13 protein-coding genes (1 of these 13 only partly in view) are annotated in these 14,552 nt (G+C 64.7%); 6 read left to right on the forward strand and 7 right to left on the reverse strand.

Features of this window, described 5'->3' with window-relative positions; translation table 11 throughout:
• Nucleotides 1-28 precede the first annotated feature (28 nt).
• Nucleotides 29-1,558, forward strand: coding sequence for a DHA2 family efflux MFS transporter permease subunit (locus tag M2331_RS00125; protein WP_181558427.1), 1,530 nt, complete (start codon nucleotides 29-31; stop codon nucleotides 1,556-1,558).
• A gap of 72 nt (nucleotides 1,559-1,630) precedes the next feature.
• Here M2331_RS00125 and gyrB read toward each other — a convergent pair whose 3' ends face one another.
• Complete coding sequence (gene gyrB / locus M2331_RS00130) at nucleotides 1,631-4,165, reverse strand: DNA topoisomerase (ATP-hydrolyzing) subunit B (RefSeq protein ID WP_181558428.1); 2,535 nt, start codon at nucleotides 4,163-4,165, stop codon at nucleotides 1,631-1,633.
• A gap of 156 nt (nucleotides 4,166-4,321) precedes the next feature.
• Between gyrB and M2331_RS00135 the strand changes: the two genes are divergently transcribed.
• Nucleotides 4,322-4,741: a hypothetical protein gene (locus M2331_RS00135; protein ID WP_181561271.1), complete on the forward strand. Its 420-nt coding sequence runs from the start codon at nucleotides 4,322-4,324 to the stop codon at nucleotides 4,739-4,741.
• A 95-nt stretch (nucleotides 4,742-4,836) separates the two neighbouring features.
• Here the strand turns inward: M2331_RS00135 and ppa are convergent, their stop codons facing one another.
• The 4 genes from ppa to M2331_RS00155 all read right to left on the reverse strand — a co-directional run bounded on the left by ppa (nucleotide 4,837) and on the right by M2331_RS00155 (nucleotide 9,476).
• Nucleotides 4,837-5,388 (reverse strand): inorganic diphosphatase, encoded by a 552-nt coding sequence (ppa, locus tag M2331_RS00140; RefSeq protein WP_181558429.1) that lies wholly within the window; start codon nucleotides 5,386-5,388, stop codon nucleotides 4,837-4,839.
• A 19-nt stretch (nucleotides 5,389-5,407) separates the two neighbouring features.
• The gene (locus tag M2331_RS00145; protein WP_181561272.1) at nucleotides 5,408-7,363 is read right to left on the reverse strand and encodes a M61 family metallopeptidase; all 1,956 of its coding nucleotides are present in this window, start codon (nucleotides 7,361-7,363) and stop codon (nucleotides 5,408-5,410) included.
• Between the two features lie 87 nt (nucleotides 7,364-7,450).
• Complete coding sequence (locus M2331_RS00150; RefSeq protein ID WP_181558430.1) at nucleotides 7,451-8,914, reverse strand: carotenoid oxygenase family protein; 1,464 nt, start codon at nucleotides 8,912-8,914, stop codon at nucleotides 7,451-7,453.
• Between the two features lie 124 nt (nucleotides 8,915-9,038).
• Nucleotides 9,039-9,476, reverse strand: coding sequence for a GFA family protein (locus tag M2331_RS00155; RefSeq protein WP_264592229.1), 438 nt, complete (start codon nucleotides 9,474-9,476; stop codon nucleotides 9,039-9,041).
• A gap of 65 nt (nucleotides 9,477-9,541) precedes the next feature.
• On the opposite strand from M2331_RS00155, the gene hisS reads away from it, so the two are divergent.
• The gene (hisS, locus tag M2331_RS00160; RefSeq protein WP_181558432.1) at nucleotides 9,542-10,777 is read left to right on the forward strand and encodes a histidine--tRNA ligase; all 1,236 of its coding nucleotides are present in this window, start codon (nucleotides 9,542-9,544) and stop codon (nucleotides 10,775-10,777) included.
• 41 nt (nucleotides 10,778-10,818) lie between these two features.
• Here the strand turns inward: hisS and M2331_RS00165 are convergent, their stop codons facing one another.
• Nucleotides 10,819-11,139 carry a GIY-YIG nuclease family protein gene (locus M2331_RS00165; protein ID WP_264571835.1) on the reverse strand — a complete coding sequence of 107 codons (321 nt, stop codon included), beginning with the start codon at nucleotides 11,137-11,139 and terminating at the stop codon, nucleotides 10,819-10,821.
• Nucleotides 11,140-11,204: 65 nt separating this feature from the next.
• On the opposite strand from M2331_RS00165, the gene prfA reads away from it, so the two are divergent.
• The 3 genes from prfA to M2331_RS00180 all read left to right on the forward strand — a co-directional run bounded on the left by prfA (nucleotide 11,205) and on the right by M2331_RS00180 (nucleotide 14,235).
• Nucleotides 11,205-12,284, forward strand: coding sequence for a peptide chain release factor 1 (prfA, locus tag M2331_RS00170; RefSeq protein ID WP_181558434.1), 1,080 nt, complete (start codon nucleotides 11,205-11,207; stop codon nucleotides 12,282-12,284).
• Nucleotides 12,285-12,366: 82 nt separating this feature from the next.
• Entirely contained in the window at nucleotides 12,367-13,194 is an 828-nt protein-coding gene (gene prmC, locus M2331_RS00175) for a peptide chain release factor N(5)-glutamine methyltransferase (protein ID WP_264592230.1), read from the forward strand.
• Nucleotides 13,195-13,467: 273 nt separating this feature from the next.
• Nucleotides 13,468-14,235: a DUF4167 domain-containing protein gene (locus M2331_RS00180; RefSeq protein ID WP_181558436.1), complete on the forward strand. Its 768-nt coding sequence runs from the start codon at nucleotides 13,468-13,470 to the stop codon at nucleotides 14,233-14,235.
• A gap of 133 nt (nucleotides 14,236-14,368) precedes the next feature.
• Here the strand turns inward: M2331_RS00180 and M2331_RS00185 are convergent, their stop codons facing one another.
• Nucleotides 14,369-14,552, reverse strand: the 3' portion of a protein-coding gene (locus M2331_RS00185) for a hypothetical protein (RefSeq protein WP_181558437.1). Its footprint extends 122 nt past the window's final position; the window shows 184 of its 306 coding nt (coding positions 123-306); its start codon lies beyond the right edge, outside the window; it ends in the stop codon at nucleotides 14,369-14,371.

The raw sequence follows: 14,552 nt of genomic DNA on the forward strand, positions 1-14,552 counted from the left end.
GCGCGACCGGATAGGAAAGGCAAAGGCCATGGCCAGCAAGGCGGATGATTTCACGCCGCTCTCGGGCGCTGCGCTGGTGATTGCCGGCGCGGTGCTCGCGCTCAGCAATTTCATGATCGTGCTGGACACGACCATCGCCAATGTCTCGGTGGCGCACATCGCCGGCTCGCTGGGCATCTCGGCCTCGCAGGGCACGTGGATCATCACATCCTACGCGGTGGCGGAGGCGATCTGCGTGCCGCTGACCGGCTGGCTTGCGGGGCGCTTCGGCACCGTGCGCACCTTCACCTTCGGCATGATCGGCTTTGGCATCTTCTCGGTGCTCTGTGGCCTTTCGAGCAGCCTCGGGATGCTGGTCGCCTTCCGCATCGGCCAGGGGTTGTGCGGCGGACCGCTGATGCCGCTCAGCCAGACCTTGCTGATGCGCATCTTCCCCAAGCATCTGCGGGGGCAGGCGATGGGCCTGTGGGCGATGACCACCGTCATCGCGCCGATCCTCGGCCCCATTCTGGGCGGAACCATCAGCGATAGCTGGTCCTGGCACTGGATTTTCTTCATCAATATTCCGGTCGCCGCGCTCTGCGCCTATGGCGCGACCCGCTTCCTGCGCAACGCGGAGACCAGGACCGAGAAGATGCGTGTCGACACGATCGGTCTGGCACTGCTGATCCTGTGGATCGGCGCGCTGCAGATCATCCTCGACATCGGCCGCGAGCATGATTGGTTCGGGGACAGCAAGATCGTAATCCTGGCGATCATCGCGCTGATCGGCTTCGCGCTGTTCCTCGCCTGGGAGCTGACCGAGGCGCAACCGATCGTCAATCTGCGGGTGTTCCGGCATCGGGGCTTTTCCGCGGCGGTGCTCAGCCTGTCGCTTGCCTTCGGGACGATGTTCTCGGCGGTGGTGCTCATCCCCCAATGGCTGCAGACCGACCTTGGCTATACCGCCACCGATGCGGGCTACGTGACCGCCTTCATGGGCGTGGCCGCCGTCATCATGTCGCCCATCGTCGGCAAGCTCACCAACAAGGTCGATCCACGCGTTCTGGTGACGTTCGGCATTCTCTGGCTTGGCCTCACCTCGCTGCTGCGCGCGCACTGGACGACGGGCGCGGATTTCTGGACGCTGGCCTTCCCGCAGCTAATGCAGGGCGTCGGTATGCCGTTCTTCTTCATTCCGCTCACCACCATCGCGCTTTCGGCTGTGGACCCGGAAGAGACCGCGTCGGCCGCGGGCGTGATGAGCTTCCTGCGCACGATGGCCGGTGCCATCGGCACCTCCGTCGCGACGACCATGTGGGCCAATAGTGCTGTGACGGCGCGCAGCGAGGTGGTCGGCGCCATGAACAGCGAGGCGACGCGCGAGGCGCTGCAAGGCGCCGGCTTCTCGCTCGATCAGGTGCGCGGGGTGATCGAGCAGACCGTCCAGCAGGAAAGCCTGACGGTGGCGATCAACCACATGTTCCTGCTGTCCGCAGCCGCCTTCGTGTTCGCTGCCGCAGCAGTATGGTTCGCGCCCCGGCCGAAAAGGGCCGTCGATCCGGGCGCGGCACACTGATGGACACCCTCAGCCGACTCGATATCGAGCAGGCCGAGGGTGCCTCATTCCAAGCTGGTTAGTGAGACCGCCTCAAACGTCGAGATTGGCGACATTGAGGGCGTTGTCCTGGATGAACTCGCGGCGTGGCTCGACGATGTCGCCCATCAGGCGGGTGAAGATTTCGTCGGCGACGTCCGCCTGCTCGATCTCCACGCGGAGCATCGAGCGCACATTTGGGTCGAGCGTGGTTTCCCACAGCTGGTCGGCGTTCATCTCGCCAAGGCCCTTGTAGCGCTGGATCGCGAGGCCCTTGCGGCCGGCGGCCAGCACGGCGTCGAGCAGCTCGGACGGGCGGGTGATCCGCACGCCGCGGGCCTGCGCAGCGGTGGGTGCGGCGGTCTCTTCGCCGTCGCTGTCTTCCGTCTCGCTCTCGGCCTGCGCCTGCGCGGCGGCCGCGCGTGCGGCGAGCAGATGGCTTGGGCTGGCGTAGAGGCTCGCCTGCTCCTTGGTCAGCGTGTCCAGCTTGCGGGCTTCGGCGGAATTGAGGAAGGCCGGCTCGATGATGTGGTGATCGGTCACGCCGCGCACCAGCCGCTCGAGATGATAGCCGCCCTCGGCCGAGAGGCGGCCGGTCCAGCGGCCTTCCTCGTCGGTCCGGTCCAGCCATTCCGCCGCGCGGGCGAGCGCCTGCGCGCGGGCATCGTCGGAGAGATCGAAGGCCAGCGCGCCAGCCAGCGCCAGCGCCTCGACGATCGCACCGTCATAGCGACGCGGCACATAGCGCATCAGCGCGCGGCTGCGCCGGGCATGGTCGATGAGGTCGCGCAGGTCCTGACCCGAGCGGGTGCCGGTTTCCGTCTCCAGCACCAGCGTATCGACGCCATTGTCGACCAGATACTGGTCGAGCGCGGCTTCGTCCTTCAAGTAGACTTCGCTGCGCCCGCGCGTGGCTTTGTAGAGCGGCGGCTGGGCGATGTAGAGATGGCCGGCCTCGATGATCTGCGGCATCTGCCGGTAGAAGAAGGTCAGCAGCAGCGTGCGGATGTGGGCGCCGTCCACGTCGGCGTCCGTCATGATGACGATCTTGTGGTAGCGCAGCTTCTCGAGATTGAAGTCGTCGCGAATGCCGGTGCCCATCGCCTGGATGAGCGTGCCGATCTCGCGGCTGGCCAGCATCCGGTCGAACCGGGCCCGCTCGACATTGAGGATCTTGCCGCGCAGGGGCAGGATCGCCTGGAAATGCCGGTCGCGGCCCTGCTTGGCGGAGCCACCGGCCGAATCGCCCTCGACGAGGAACAGTTCGGACTTGGCGGGGTCGCGCTCCTGACAGTCAGCGAGCTTGCCGGGCAGGGAGGCGATGTCCATCACGCCCTTGCGGCGCGTCAGTTCGCGGGCCTTCTTGGCGGCCTCGCGCGCGGCGGCGGCATCGACCACCTTCTGGATGATCGACTTGGCGTGGCCGGGATTTTCCTCCAGCCACTCCTGCATCTTGTCGGCCATCAGGCTCTCAAGCGGCTGGCGCACCTCGGAGGAGACCAGCTTGTCCTTGGTCTGGCTGCTGAACTTGGGATCGGGCAGCTTGACCGAAACGATGGCGGTCAGCCCCTCGCGCATGTCCTCACCGGTAAGGCTGACCTTCTCCTTCTTGAGCAGGCCGGACTTGTCACCATAGCTGTTGAGCGTGCGGGTCAGCGCGGCGCGGAAGGCGGCCAGATGGGTGCCGCCGTCCCGCTGCGGGATGTTGTTGGTAAAGCAGAGGACGTTCTCATAATAGCTGTCGTTCCACTCCAGCGCGACATCGATGCCGATGCCGTCCCGGTCCGCCGAGATGGCGATGGGGTCGGGCATCAGCGCGTTCTTGTTGCGATCAAGATATTTCACGAAGGCCGCGATGCCGCCCTCGTAGAACAGGTCATGCTCCTTCACCTCTTCATGGCGCTTGTCGCGCAGCAGGATGCGCACGCCTGAGTTGAGGAAGGCAAGCTCGCGATAGCGATGCTCCAGCTTGTCGAAATCGAACTCGGTGACGTTCTTGAACGTGTCGGTCGAGGCGAGGAAGGTGACGCGCGTGCCCTTTTTTGGTTTGCCGTCGACCACGGGCGCATCGCCGCGCACGACGAGCGGGCCTTCCGCATCACCATAGCGGAAGCGCATCCAGTGCTCCTTGCCTTCGCGCCACACGGTCAGCTCCAGCCACTCGGAAAGCGCGTTGACGACGGAGACGCCGACGCCGTGCAGGCCGCCGGAGACCTTATAGGCATTGTCGTCGGAGGTGTTCTCGAACTTTCCGCCGGCGTGCAGTTGGGTCATGATGACCTCGGCCGCCGAAACGCCTTCCTCGCGGTGAATGTCGGTCGGGATGCCGCGACCATTATCCTCGACCGAAACGGAGCCGTCCGGGTTCAGCTCGATCAGCACCAGATCGCAATGTCCGGCCAGCGCCTCGTCAATGGCGTTGTCGCTCACCTCGAAGACCATGTGATGCAGGCCGGAGCCATCATCGGTATCGCCGATATACATGCCGGGGCGCTTGCGCACGGCGTCCAGGCCCTTCAGCACCTTGATGCTGTCGGCACCATAATCATTTGCGTTCTGAGCGGGGGTCGTATTGCTATTGTCCGTCATGCCCCAGCCTATAGGAAAAGGGGGCGACGAACGGAAGCGAAATGCTGTTTTTTCACCGCGCGGGAAGGGGCGCTCATGGCCCATTCAGGCAGAAGGGGGTAGAGCGGCAATCGGGCGCGGGAAATGGGAAACCGGAAAGGACGCAGGATGCGTTTCATGTCTCGCCTGTTCACAGGCATTATCGGGGTCGCGATGGTCGCTACGGTGCCCGCCGCTGCCCAATCGACTCGCGCAGCAGAGGCGCAGGCCAAGGCTGACGCCAAGCTCGCCAAGGCGCTGGAAGGGCGCACCGCGGGAGAACCGGTCCGGTGCATCAGCCTGAGCAGCGTGCGCTCGACGCAGATCATCGACAAGACGGCGATCATCTATGAGGTCGGCGGCAAGCTCTACGTCAACCGGCCGGTGAGCGGCGCCTCGTCGCTCGACGATGACGATATTCTCGTCACCAAGACGAGCAGCTCGCAGCTGTGCGATGTCGATATCGTCCGGCTGGTGGATCGCGCCGGCCACTTCCCGCGCGGCTTCGTCAGCCTGGGCAAGTTCGTTCCTTATGAGAAGGTGAAGACCGCGAGCTGAACTCATTCCGACATAATCTCATAAAAAAGAGGCTCCCGGCGGTGCGCTGGGAGCCTCTTTTTGTATCTGCGGGGCCCGTGCAGCGGGCCAAACGATCAGGCGGCGCTCTTCGCGGCCTTGTTCTGCTGGTAGCGCTCAATGGCTTCCAGCGTGATCTGGCGGGCTTCCGCGCTGTTGCCCCATGTGCCGACACGCACCCACTTCTCGGCCTCGAGATCCTTATAGTGCGTGAAGAAGTGCTCGACCTGCTTGAACACGATGTCGGGCAGATGCTCCTTCTCGGTCACATTGGCGTAATAAGGGAAGGTCGCGTCGTCGGGGACGCAGAGCAGCTTCTCGTCACCGCCATGCTCATCCTCGAGGTTGAGGACGGCGATGGGGCGGGCGCGCACCACCGAGCCCGGGATGAAGGGCGAGCGGGCCACGACCAGCGCATCGAGCGGATCGCCATCGGGCGAGAGCGTGTGCGGAACGAAACCGTAATTTGCGGGGTAGCGCATCGGCGTGTGGAGGATGCGATCGACGAACAGGGCGCCCGATGCCTTGTCGAACTCATATTTCACCGGCTCGCCACCGGTCGGCACTTCGATGACGACATTGAGGCTTTCCGGCGGATTGCTGCCGACAGGAATCATATCGATGTTCATGGTTTTTCGCACCCACAGGTTAATTGACGGAAGTCTCGCCGGTCCGCGCTGTCAGCAGTCGGTCGAGACTGGTTGAACCCTCTTGTGATTTTTCGAGGCGCGGATAGCGCAGGCCGCCGGAATAATCGAGCGTGATCGTGCGATATCTTTTGTCCCGCCTCAGGGTCAGGACGAGCGGATGTTTTTGGGCCGTCGCCCCCACCCCCTCGCGGAAGACATCGGCGGAAAACTCGGTGTCGCCAACCGCCGTGATCGAATCGCCGACCGCGATGGCGGCCTTGAAGGCGGGGCTATCCCAGATGACGGAGCGCACGACCCCATCCTCCCCGACGACCAACCCGGGACCGAAGCTCTGGTCGACATATTTGCCCACGGTCTCGGCGGCCCGAATCGTCGAGTTGGTAATAAGGCCGTAGGTCAGCTTGTAGCCGCCTAGGTCGAACCCGGCCTTGGTGACCTCGCTATTGGTCTGCTCTATCCGCTCGCGCAGCAACCCGTCCCAATCATAAGCAACGACGCCGTTCAGCGTGTCGATCACATCCTGGCGATTGTAGGTCAGCACGCCCCAGTCGCGATCATTCACACCGAAGAAGGCCTTGGCGAAATCATCAATGCCGCGCGCGCCGGCGGTTTCGCGGCGGATGATGGCGTCCACTTCCAGCCAGATCATCAGGCCTTCATTATAATAGTCTTCCGGGCGCTGCCAGCTCGTCCAGGCCTTGGGGCGGCGGGCCGCGATGATCGGATCGTAGGTGGTGTCGATCACCGGGCGCCAGGTGCGGCCTCTGGTCGCGTCGAGCCGCGCCGCGATGGCGGCCAGCGCATCGAGCGTCTCGGCCTTGCTCAGCAGTCCCGAGCGGGCGGAGAGCACATAGCCCCAGAACTGGGTCTGTCCTTCATACACCCAGAGCAGGTCGTCCTGCATGGGCGTGGCGAAATCGGGTGTCCAGAGCATCTCCGGGCGGCGATATTTGCCGTTCCAGCTATGGGTGAATTCGTGCGCGAGCAGGTCGCGGTCGCCCAGCGCGGCCTCCCATTGCGTGAAGTAGCCCAGCGAGACGCCATTTTCGCTGAGCCGGTGATGCTCCAGGCCGATGCCGCCCAGCTTGTCCGAGATGGAGAGCAGGAAATTATAGCGATCATAATGGCGCGCGCCGAACAGCGCGACGGCTTCATCGACAAGGCGGCGATGCAGGTTGATCTGCGGCTCGGTGGCTTTGAGCTCTTCCGGCGTATCGGCAAAGACGCTCAGCCGCACGTCCGGCGTCAGCGCGATCTCGCGGCTGTGGAGCCCTGCGAAGATCGGCGAATCGACCAGCGTTTCATAATCGGTCTCCTCGTAGCGGACCGTCTTGCCGTCGCGTTCACTGGCCAGCGCAGTCGCTGCGGTCCAGCCTTCCGGCAGCGTGACGCTGGCCTGAATCGGGATGCGGCGGGTGTAGAAGCCGGCCGGATAGAGCGAGACGCTGTCCCACTGCAGGTTGAGCAGCGAGTCGGTCACCACGATCCGGCCCTGATTGCCCGCGGTGGGCGCCAGAAACTGGAAATTGGCGATCACGGCGCCTGCCCCGTCCGGCACGGAGAGGTGAAAGGCGTAGACGTTGAGCGGGTCGCGCTTCCAGCGCAATGGCCGGCCGTCCGCGGTCGTGAAGCTCAGGCCGGCGATCTTCTCGATCTGCCCGCGTGGGGCGTGGTGGCCCGGCAGCCATTCCGGCAGGAGCAGGGTCAGCGGACCACCGGTCGACATGGGGATGGTCTGGCGAACGGTGAGGATGCGGCGGTCCACATCGGTCGCATCCACCTCCAGCTTGAGCGTGCCGCTGGTCCAGGCGATGTCCCGCGCTTGCGGCACGGTGCTCAGGATCGGCAGCGCGGCGGGAGCGGATCGTAGAGGCGGCGCGGCGGCATCCTGGGCGAGAAGCGCGCTCGCGGGCAGGGTCAGCAGAAGAAGGGCAGGCAAAAGGCAACGGCGCATCATGGCACTCCGGGAAACAGATGCGCCCAGCATGACAAGGGGGTGGCAAGGCGTCCACCCCCTCAGTCTATATCCTATGCTCGGCCCTCAGGCTGCGCGCGGCAGCTTACTGGCGTCCGCCCAATTGCCATGCAGGCCCGAGCGGATGCGGATCGGCAGCTTGGCGCGGGCGATCGGCCCGGCGGGCAGGTTGAGCGCGTCGAGCACCACCAGATCGGAATAGTTGGTGATGAGATTGTCCACGAGCGCGATGATGTAGCCATCGCCCTCCGGCGCGTCGGCCGAGCGCGGCACGAAGCAGGGCTCCTGGATGATCGATTCCGGACCCGCCCACCAGCAATCCTCGGTGCGTGCGACGAGATCCCAATGGCCGATCTTGTTCATCTTGAAGCCGCTGGCGCGACCACGGAGGAAGTCCATCGGCATGTCCGGGTCCATGACAAGGCCCCAGCCGTGGCGATAGGGCTGACCAACGAAGCGCTCGTCGATGCGGGGAAATTCGTCGATCCAGTCGGTGAGCTTCTCGATGCTCGCGAATTCTTCACCGTTGGAGGCCAGGTCGACCGTCCAGCGGGTCAGGAAGGGCCGCGCGGCCACCGGATCGAAGCTGTCATCATGAATGTCCGGGAAGAACGGGAAGCTGTTCCCTTTCGCCTCGCAGGTGTCGAAGTGGATCTTGGTGCCGTCCTGATAGGCGTTCATGACATGGCTGGCGAAGCAGTTGTCGCGCTTGAACCAGCGAATGTCGGAGCCGTCAGCGCCGCGCTTCAGCACGCCGAGATAGACCGGGAGCGTCTTGTCGAAGCCGAAATGCGGCTTGCCGGCCTTCAGCCGATCCCAATTGCCGGTGATCGGCACGATGTGGAAGATCACATAATCCTGCGTCAGGCCGAAGTCGTGCATCATGCAATAATAGGGGACCTTGAAGAAGGTCTCGAACAGCACATTGCCCTGCGGATCGATCTCGAAATAGCTGACATCGTCGGTCAGCACGCCGGTCGCGGCATAGCCATGGTTGCAGAAATTGCCGGTGACGGGGTCGATCTTGCCATGGCCGGAAAAGGTCTGGTTTTTGATCTTGCCGTCAAAATTCGTGTAGCCTTCGGTCTCCAGGCTGAGCGGATCCATGATGAGACAGGGGCTGTCCTCCTTCATCGCATAGAGCTTGCCGGCGTGGACCATGACATTGGTGTTGGCCGTGCCGCGGATCATGCCCTTGACGCTCTCGTCATCGGTCAGCGGATTGCGATACATGCCGAACAGCGACTTGCCGGCGGCCCGCTCGGCCTTCCACTTGTCGGTCTGGGCGTAGCGCTGGCGGAAATCGACCTTGCCATCATGAAAGTGGAACAGGCTGACCATGCCGTCGCCATTGAAGAACTGATCGTTCTCGAACATCGGCGGGAATTGCGCATCGGGGTGGACGCGATGGAAGGTGCCATTGAGTTGCGCGGGGATTTCTCCCTCGACTTCCATATCCAGAATGTCGCCTTCGATGCGCAACGGGCGCAGCACGCCTGTCATGCCGGGCGTATTGGGGTAGTGGGCCATCCGACTCTCCTTGATTGATCTCTCAACAAGTCGAGTGAATGGCCGCTTTCGACAGGGGCGGCGTTGATCCGTGTCAAACCCTCAGCCTCGTCGCGCGCTTCGGAGGAAACGGACGGGGCGAACCTTATTCGCCGGGAAAGCGCTCGAAGCTCGGCAGGGCATCGAGCGTGGTCATCCAGTGCGGCCGCTCGGCGGTCTGGATCTGCACTTGCGGCGGCAGCGCCTCGGGATCGTCGAACGTGGCGGCCTGGATGTCGATCAGCCCGGGCAGCGCCTCCGGATTTGTGAAGAACACGCCCGTGCCGCAGACGGGGCAGAAGCTCCGGGTCACGGACGGGGAGGAATGATAATCGCTGACATTGCCATTCAGCACCGTCACCGCTTTCTCGGCAAAGGCGGCCCAGAGCACCATCGGCGCGCCGGACGATTTGCGGCAGTCCGCGCAATGGCAGAGCGCCACATGCTCGGGCGTTCCTGTTGCCCGGTAACGCACCGCGCCGCATTGACAACCGCCTTCGAAGCTGTCGCTCATCATCGTCTCCTCAAGCTCACGAAGGAACATAAAGAGAACAAGCTGCCCTTGCAAGCCGGTTTCCTTAAAGCGCGATTCCCGCTAGAGGCGCGGCCATGGCGAAAATCGAGACACCCCGGCCCGTTCGCGGCACTCAGGATATGATCGGCGACAGCGCGGACCGCTTCGCACATGTGGTCGAAACATTCGAGAAAGTCCGCAAGCTCTATGGCTTCCGGCGGATCGAGGTGCCGGTATTCGAGCAGACGGCGGTCTTCTCCCGCTCGCTGGGCGAAACCACCGATGTCGTCTCCAAGGAGATGTACAGCTTCGAGGATCGCGGCGGGGATTCGCTCACGCTGCGCCCGGAGTTCACCGCCGGCATCGCGCGGGCCTATATCACCGAGGGCTGGCAGCAATATGCGCCGCTCAAGGTTGCGACGCACGGGCCGCTGTTCCGCTATGAGCGGCCGCAAAAGGGACGCTATCGCCAGTTCCACCAGATCGATGCCGAGATCATCGGCGCGGCCGAGCCGCTGGCCGATGCCGAACTGCTGATCTTCGCCGATCAGTTGCTCAAGGAGCTGGGCATCAGCGAGGGCGTGACGCTGACGCTCAACACGTTGGGCGATGCCGCGAGCCGCGATGCGTGGCGCGCGGCGCTGGTTGCGCATTTCGAGGGGCACAAGGCGAGCCTGAGCGAAGACAGTCTGACCCGGCTCGAAAAGAACCCGATGCGCATCCTCGACAGCAAGGACCCGCGCGATCAGGCGGTCGTGGCGGACGCGCCGGATATCGACGCCTATCTGACCGAGGAGGCGCAGGCCTTCTTCGAGAAGGTGACCGACGGGCTGAAGGCGGCCGGCGTGGCGTGGACCCGCAATGCCCGGCTGGTGCGCGGGCTGGATTATTATCGGCACACCGCGTTCGAGTTCGTCACGGATCGGCTGGGCGCGCAGGGGACGGTGCTCGGCGGTGGACGCTATGACGGGCTGATCGAGACGCTGGGCGGGCCGGCGACCCCGGCGGTCGGTTGGGCGGCGGGGATTGAGCGGCTGGGGATGCTGCTGGGTGACAGTGGCTCGCAGAAGCTGGATGCCGTCATCGCTCTGGAGGATGATGGTCTGCTGAGCCTGGCCATGCGCGGCCTCACGGCTTTGCGCCAGGCTGGACACTCCGCTGACCTCGTAGCGACGGGCTCGGCTCGCAAACGCTTTGACAAGGCGGCGAAGATCGACGCGCATGCCCTTATATCCCTCGGGACGCGCGACGGTGCGATTTATCTCAATGTGCGCGGAGACGGCAGCGATACAGCAGCGCGTGCCGAAGCGATGATCAGGTCCATCGGATGATTGGTTGCACTGCTCCTTTCTCCCGTCACCCTGAACTTGTTTCAGGGTCCATGGAGCAGCGGCTCGGCCAGTCCCCACGTCACGGCGAGGTCGGCCCAGTCGGGATTGTTCGCTTCAATGAGGTTGATCTTCCAGGCGCGATGCCAGCGCTTGAGTTGCTTTTCGCGGCTGATCGCCCCGTCCATGGTCTCGAAGAACTCGGCATGGACGAGGCGGTAAACGCGGTAGCGCGAGGTGAAACCCGGACACTCGGCGGACCGGTGCTGCCCAATGCGGGCGGGGAGATCGGACGTCACGCCGACATACAAGGTTCCGCGTTTCTGGCTGGCGAGAATATAGGTGCACGGATTGCGACGTCGCATGCCCCCATCATTGCCGTGCCATGGATGCTGAAACAAGTTCAGCATGACGGGGGCAGGGCGCAGGCATGACCACCATCTCCCCCGATCGCATCGCTGCGATCCTCCGGCGGCAGGATGAGGTGCAGGCGCAGATGGCGCGGCCGGATCTTGATCCGGCGGAGTTCGTGCGGCTGTCCAAGGATTATGCCGAGTTGGAGCCGGTGGTGCAGGCCGCGCGAGCGGTGGTGGATTTGCGCGCCGAGCAGGGCGAGCTGGAGGCGATGCTTGCCGATCCCGAAATGAAGGCGATGGCGCAGGAGGAACTGGAGAGCCTGCGCGCGCGGCTCCCGCAGGCCGAACATGCGCTGGCCGTGGCGCTGCTCCCCAAGGATGCGGCGGATGCCCGCCCGGCGATGCTGGAGATTCGCGCCGGCACCGGCGGCGATGAGGCTGCGCTGTTCGCCGGCGATCTGTTCCGCATGTATCAGCGCTATGCCGAGACGCAGGGCTGGCGGGTCGAGATCATCTCGGCCAGCGCGTCCGAGGCGGGCGGCTTCAAGGAAGTGATCGCCAGCGTGACCGGCACTGGCGTGTTCGCGCGCATGAAGTTCGAGAGCGGCGTCCATCGCGTACAGCGCGTGCCGGTAACGGAGAGCGGCGGGCGCATCCACACCTCGGCGGCGACCGTGGCCGTGCTGCCCGAGGCCGAGGATGTCGACGTGCAGATCAATGAGGCGACGGACCTGCGGATCGACGTCTATCGCTCGTCCGGCTCGGGCGGGCAGCATGTGAACACGACCGACAGCGCCGTGCGCATCACCCATCTGCCGACCGGTCTCGTCGTGACGCAGCAGGACGAGAAGTCCCAGCACAAGAACAAGGCGAAGGCCATGAAGGTGCTGCGCACACGCCTCTATGAAGCCGAGCGCGAGCGGACGCAGGCCGAACATGCCGGCGCCCGCAAGGCGATGGTCGGCTCGGGCGACCGCTCGGAGCGTATCCGCACCTATAATTTCCCGCAGGGCCGCGTGACCGATCACCGCATCAACCTGACCCTGCATCGCCTGCCGGAAATTCTCGAAGGCCCCGGGCTGGACGAGGTGATCGCCGCGCTGATCGCTGAGGATGAGGCCGCGCGGCTGGCACAGCTCGACATGGCGGCGTGAGCGGCGGGGGTGTGTCGACCATGAAGCCGGGAGCGGGGGGCTGCTTTGCCCTGGGCTCCTGCCTTCGCAGGAGCACGAGCTTGTGAGCGGGCTGGGCGATTGGCTGCGGGCCGCCACGACCGCTCTGGGCGCGGTCAGCGATACGCCCCGGCTCGATGCTGAACTGCTTGCCGCGCACGCGCTGGCGATGAGCCGCGAGGAGATGATCCTCGCCCTGCCCCGGCTCTCCTGCCCCGAGGGCGCCGATGCGCTGCTCGCCCGGCGGCTGGCGCATGAGCCGATCGCCTACATTACCGGCACGCGGGATTTCTGGACGCTGACCCTGAAGGTCGCGCCGGGCGTGCTCGTGCCGCGACCGGACAGCGAGACCCTGATCGAGGCAGCGATCGCGCAGTTCGAGGGGAGGCGGGCGCCGGGTCGCATTCTTGATCTCGGCACCGGCTCGGGTGCGCTGCTTCTGGCGGCGCTGGATGTCTGGCGGGAGGCGAGCGGTGTGGGCATCGACGCCTGTGCGGCCGCGATCGAGATCGCACGGGCGAATGTCCGGCTTTGCGGGATGGAGGCGCGGGCGGAGATCCGCGCGGGGGACTGGGCCGAGGGGATCGACGAGCGCTTCAATCTTATCCTCTGCAACCCGCCTTATATCAGCACGTCCGCCATGCTGCCCCGGCAGGTGCGCGATCATGAGCCAGCCAGCGCCCTGTTCGCGGGAGCCGACGGGCTGGACGATTATCGGCGGCTTGCCGCGCAGACGGGCGACCGCCTCGCCGCAGGGGGCGCAGCGATCTTCGAGATCGGTTTCGACCAAGAGGAGACGGCCGGCGCACTGTTTCGGGAAGCCGGCTTCCATGTCGCGGTGCGCCGCGATCTGGCCGGGCGGGCGCGGGCGCTGGTGCTCACCAGGGCATAGGGCTGCGCTTTTTCACGGCTCCCAACGATTTTCGCTTGGTTTGATGCACGGGAACGACTATCTGCCAGTTTCAGGACCACTGTTGCAAACGCGCGAAGCGCTTGCGTGAGTGGTCTGCTCCCACAGTTTTGGCGGCGTTCTGGAATTGGAGCCGTTGGCCGAAGCGCGGGGCGAGAGCGGTGTCAAAACCGTTCCGCCAACGATGTGTTGTATAGCGCTTGGGGCCATTGATCGGGAACGCCGGGTTTTAGTCGAGAGCATAGGGACGAACCTTTGATCAATAATCGTCAGGCCGGTCGCCGTCGCGGTCGGAATAACCCGCGCCAAGGGGGCGGAGGCAATCGCGGTAACGGCGATTCGGGCAACCGGATCGACAGCCGCGCACGGGGCAATGCGCCTCAGCTTCTCGAAAAATATCGCAATCTGGCGCGCGACGCCCAAATGTCCGGCGATCGGGTGAACGCGGAATATTATCTGCAGTTCGCCGATCACTATTTTCGCGTCCTCGCCGACAACCGTGCGCGGCAGGAGGAGCAGCAGGGCCGCTTCCGTCGCAACGACGATGGCGATCAGGACAACAGCTTCGACAATGACGAGCTGATCGACGGCAGCGAGGATGGCGACGAGTTCGCACCGCGCCATCAGGACTTCCGTCAGCAGGACAATCGCAATCAGGACGAGCGCCCGCGCCGCGATCGTGGGCGGGACCGGGACGGGCAGGATCGCCCGGCACGGCAGGAGCCGCGTCAAGACCAGGGCGATCGTGCGGAACGGGCAGAGCGGCCCGAGCGTGCTGAACGCCCGGAACGCGCCGAGCGCAAAGAGCGTCAGCCCCGTCGTCCGCGCGTTGCCAATGATGACGAAACCGATCGGGATGAGGGCGAGATTGGCCTTCCCGGTCTGCCGCCCTCCATCGCCCGCATCGAATCGGACGAGCCCGAGGATCGGGCCGAAGCGCCGGCCGAGGTGACCGAGGCCACGGAAGCGCCCGCAAAGCCGCGCCGGGGCCGTCGCCCTCGTGCGACCGAAGCGGCGGAATGATCTGATCCGGAGCGGCGCTCTTTGAGGGTGCGGACGTCGCGGGCCGGGCTGTGATCCGGTTCGACCAAATCAAAAGAGCACGATCGGCCATGCAGGCTGATCGTGCTCTTGTCGTTTCAGGCGCTGAGTGGGCCTAGCGCTCGGTTGCCTCGAGCAGATCGTCGCTCAGCGGATCTTCGACGCTCTGGTCATGTCCCGTCCCGCTCGAGAGGAACATCAGGCCCATGAGCGCCGCCGCCATCATGATGGTAGCGAACACGCCGCCGACGACCATGCCGAGGAAGACCCAGGGCAATGGGCCGCGCAGCCACCAGAGC

The organism is Sphingobium sp. B10D7B (genome assembly GCF_025961955.1).
GTDB lineage: Bacteria > Pseudomonadota > Alphaproteobacteria > Sphingomonadales > Sphingomonadaceae > Sphingobium.

What these genes read in the sequence shown, in the direction of transcription:
- M2331_RS00125 (WP_181558427.1), top strand. Translation starts at nt 29, where the DNA reads ATGGCCAGCAAGGCGGATGATTTCACGCCGCTCTCGGGCGCTGCGCTG.
- gyrB (WP_181558428.1), bottom strand. Translation starts at nt 4,165, where the DNA reads ATGACGGACAATAGCAATACGACCCCCGCTCAGAACGCAAATGATTAT.
- M2331_RS00135 (WP_181561271.1), top strand. Translation starts at nt 4,322, where the DNA reads ATGTCTCGCCTGTTCACAGGCATTATCGGGGTCGCGATGGTCGCTACG.
- ppa (WP_181558429.1), bottom strand. Translation starts at nt 5,388, where the DNA reads ATGAACATCGATATGATTCCTGTCGGCAGCAATCCGCCGGAAAGCCTC.
- M2331_RS00145 (WP_181561272.1), bottom strand. Translation starts at nt 7,363, where the DNA reads ATGCGCCGTTGCCTTTTGCCTGCCCTTCTTCTGCTGACCCTGCCCGCG.
- M2331_RS00150 (WP_181558430.1), bottom strand. Translation starts at nt 8,914, where the DNA reads ATGGCCCACTACCCCAATACGCCCGGCATGACAGGCGTGCTGCGCCCG.
- M2331_RS00155 (WP_264592229.1), bottom strand. Translation starts at nt 9,476, where the DNA reads ATGTTCCTTCGTGAGCTTGAGGAGACGATGATGAGCGACAGCTTCGAA.
- hisS (WP_181558432.1), top strand. Translation starts at nt 9,542, where the DNA reads ATGGCGAAAATCGAGACACCCCGGCCCGTTCGCGGCACTCAGGATATG.
- M2331_RS00165 (WP_264571835.1), bottom strand. Translation starts at nt 11,139, where the DNA reads ATGCGACGTCGCAATCCGTGCACCTATATTCTCGCCAGCCAGAAACGC.
- prfA (WP_181558434.1), top strand. Translation starts at nt 11,205, where the DNA reads ATGACCACCATCTCCCCCGATCGCATCGCTGCGATCCTCCGGCGGCAG.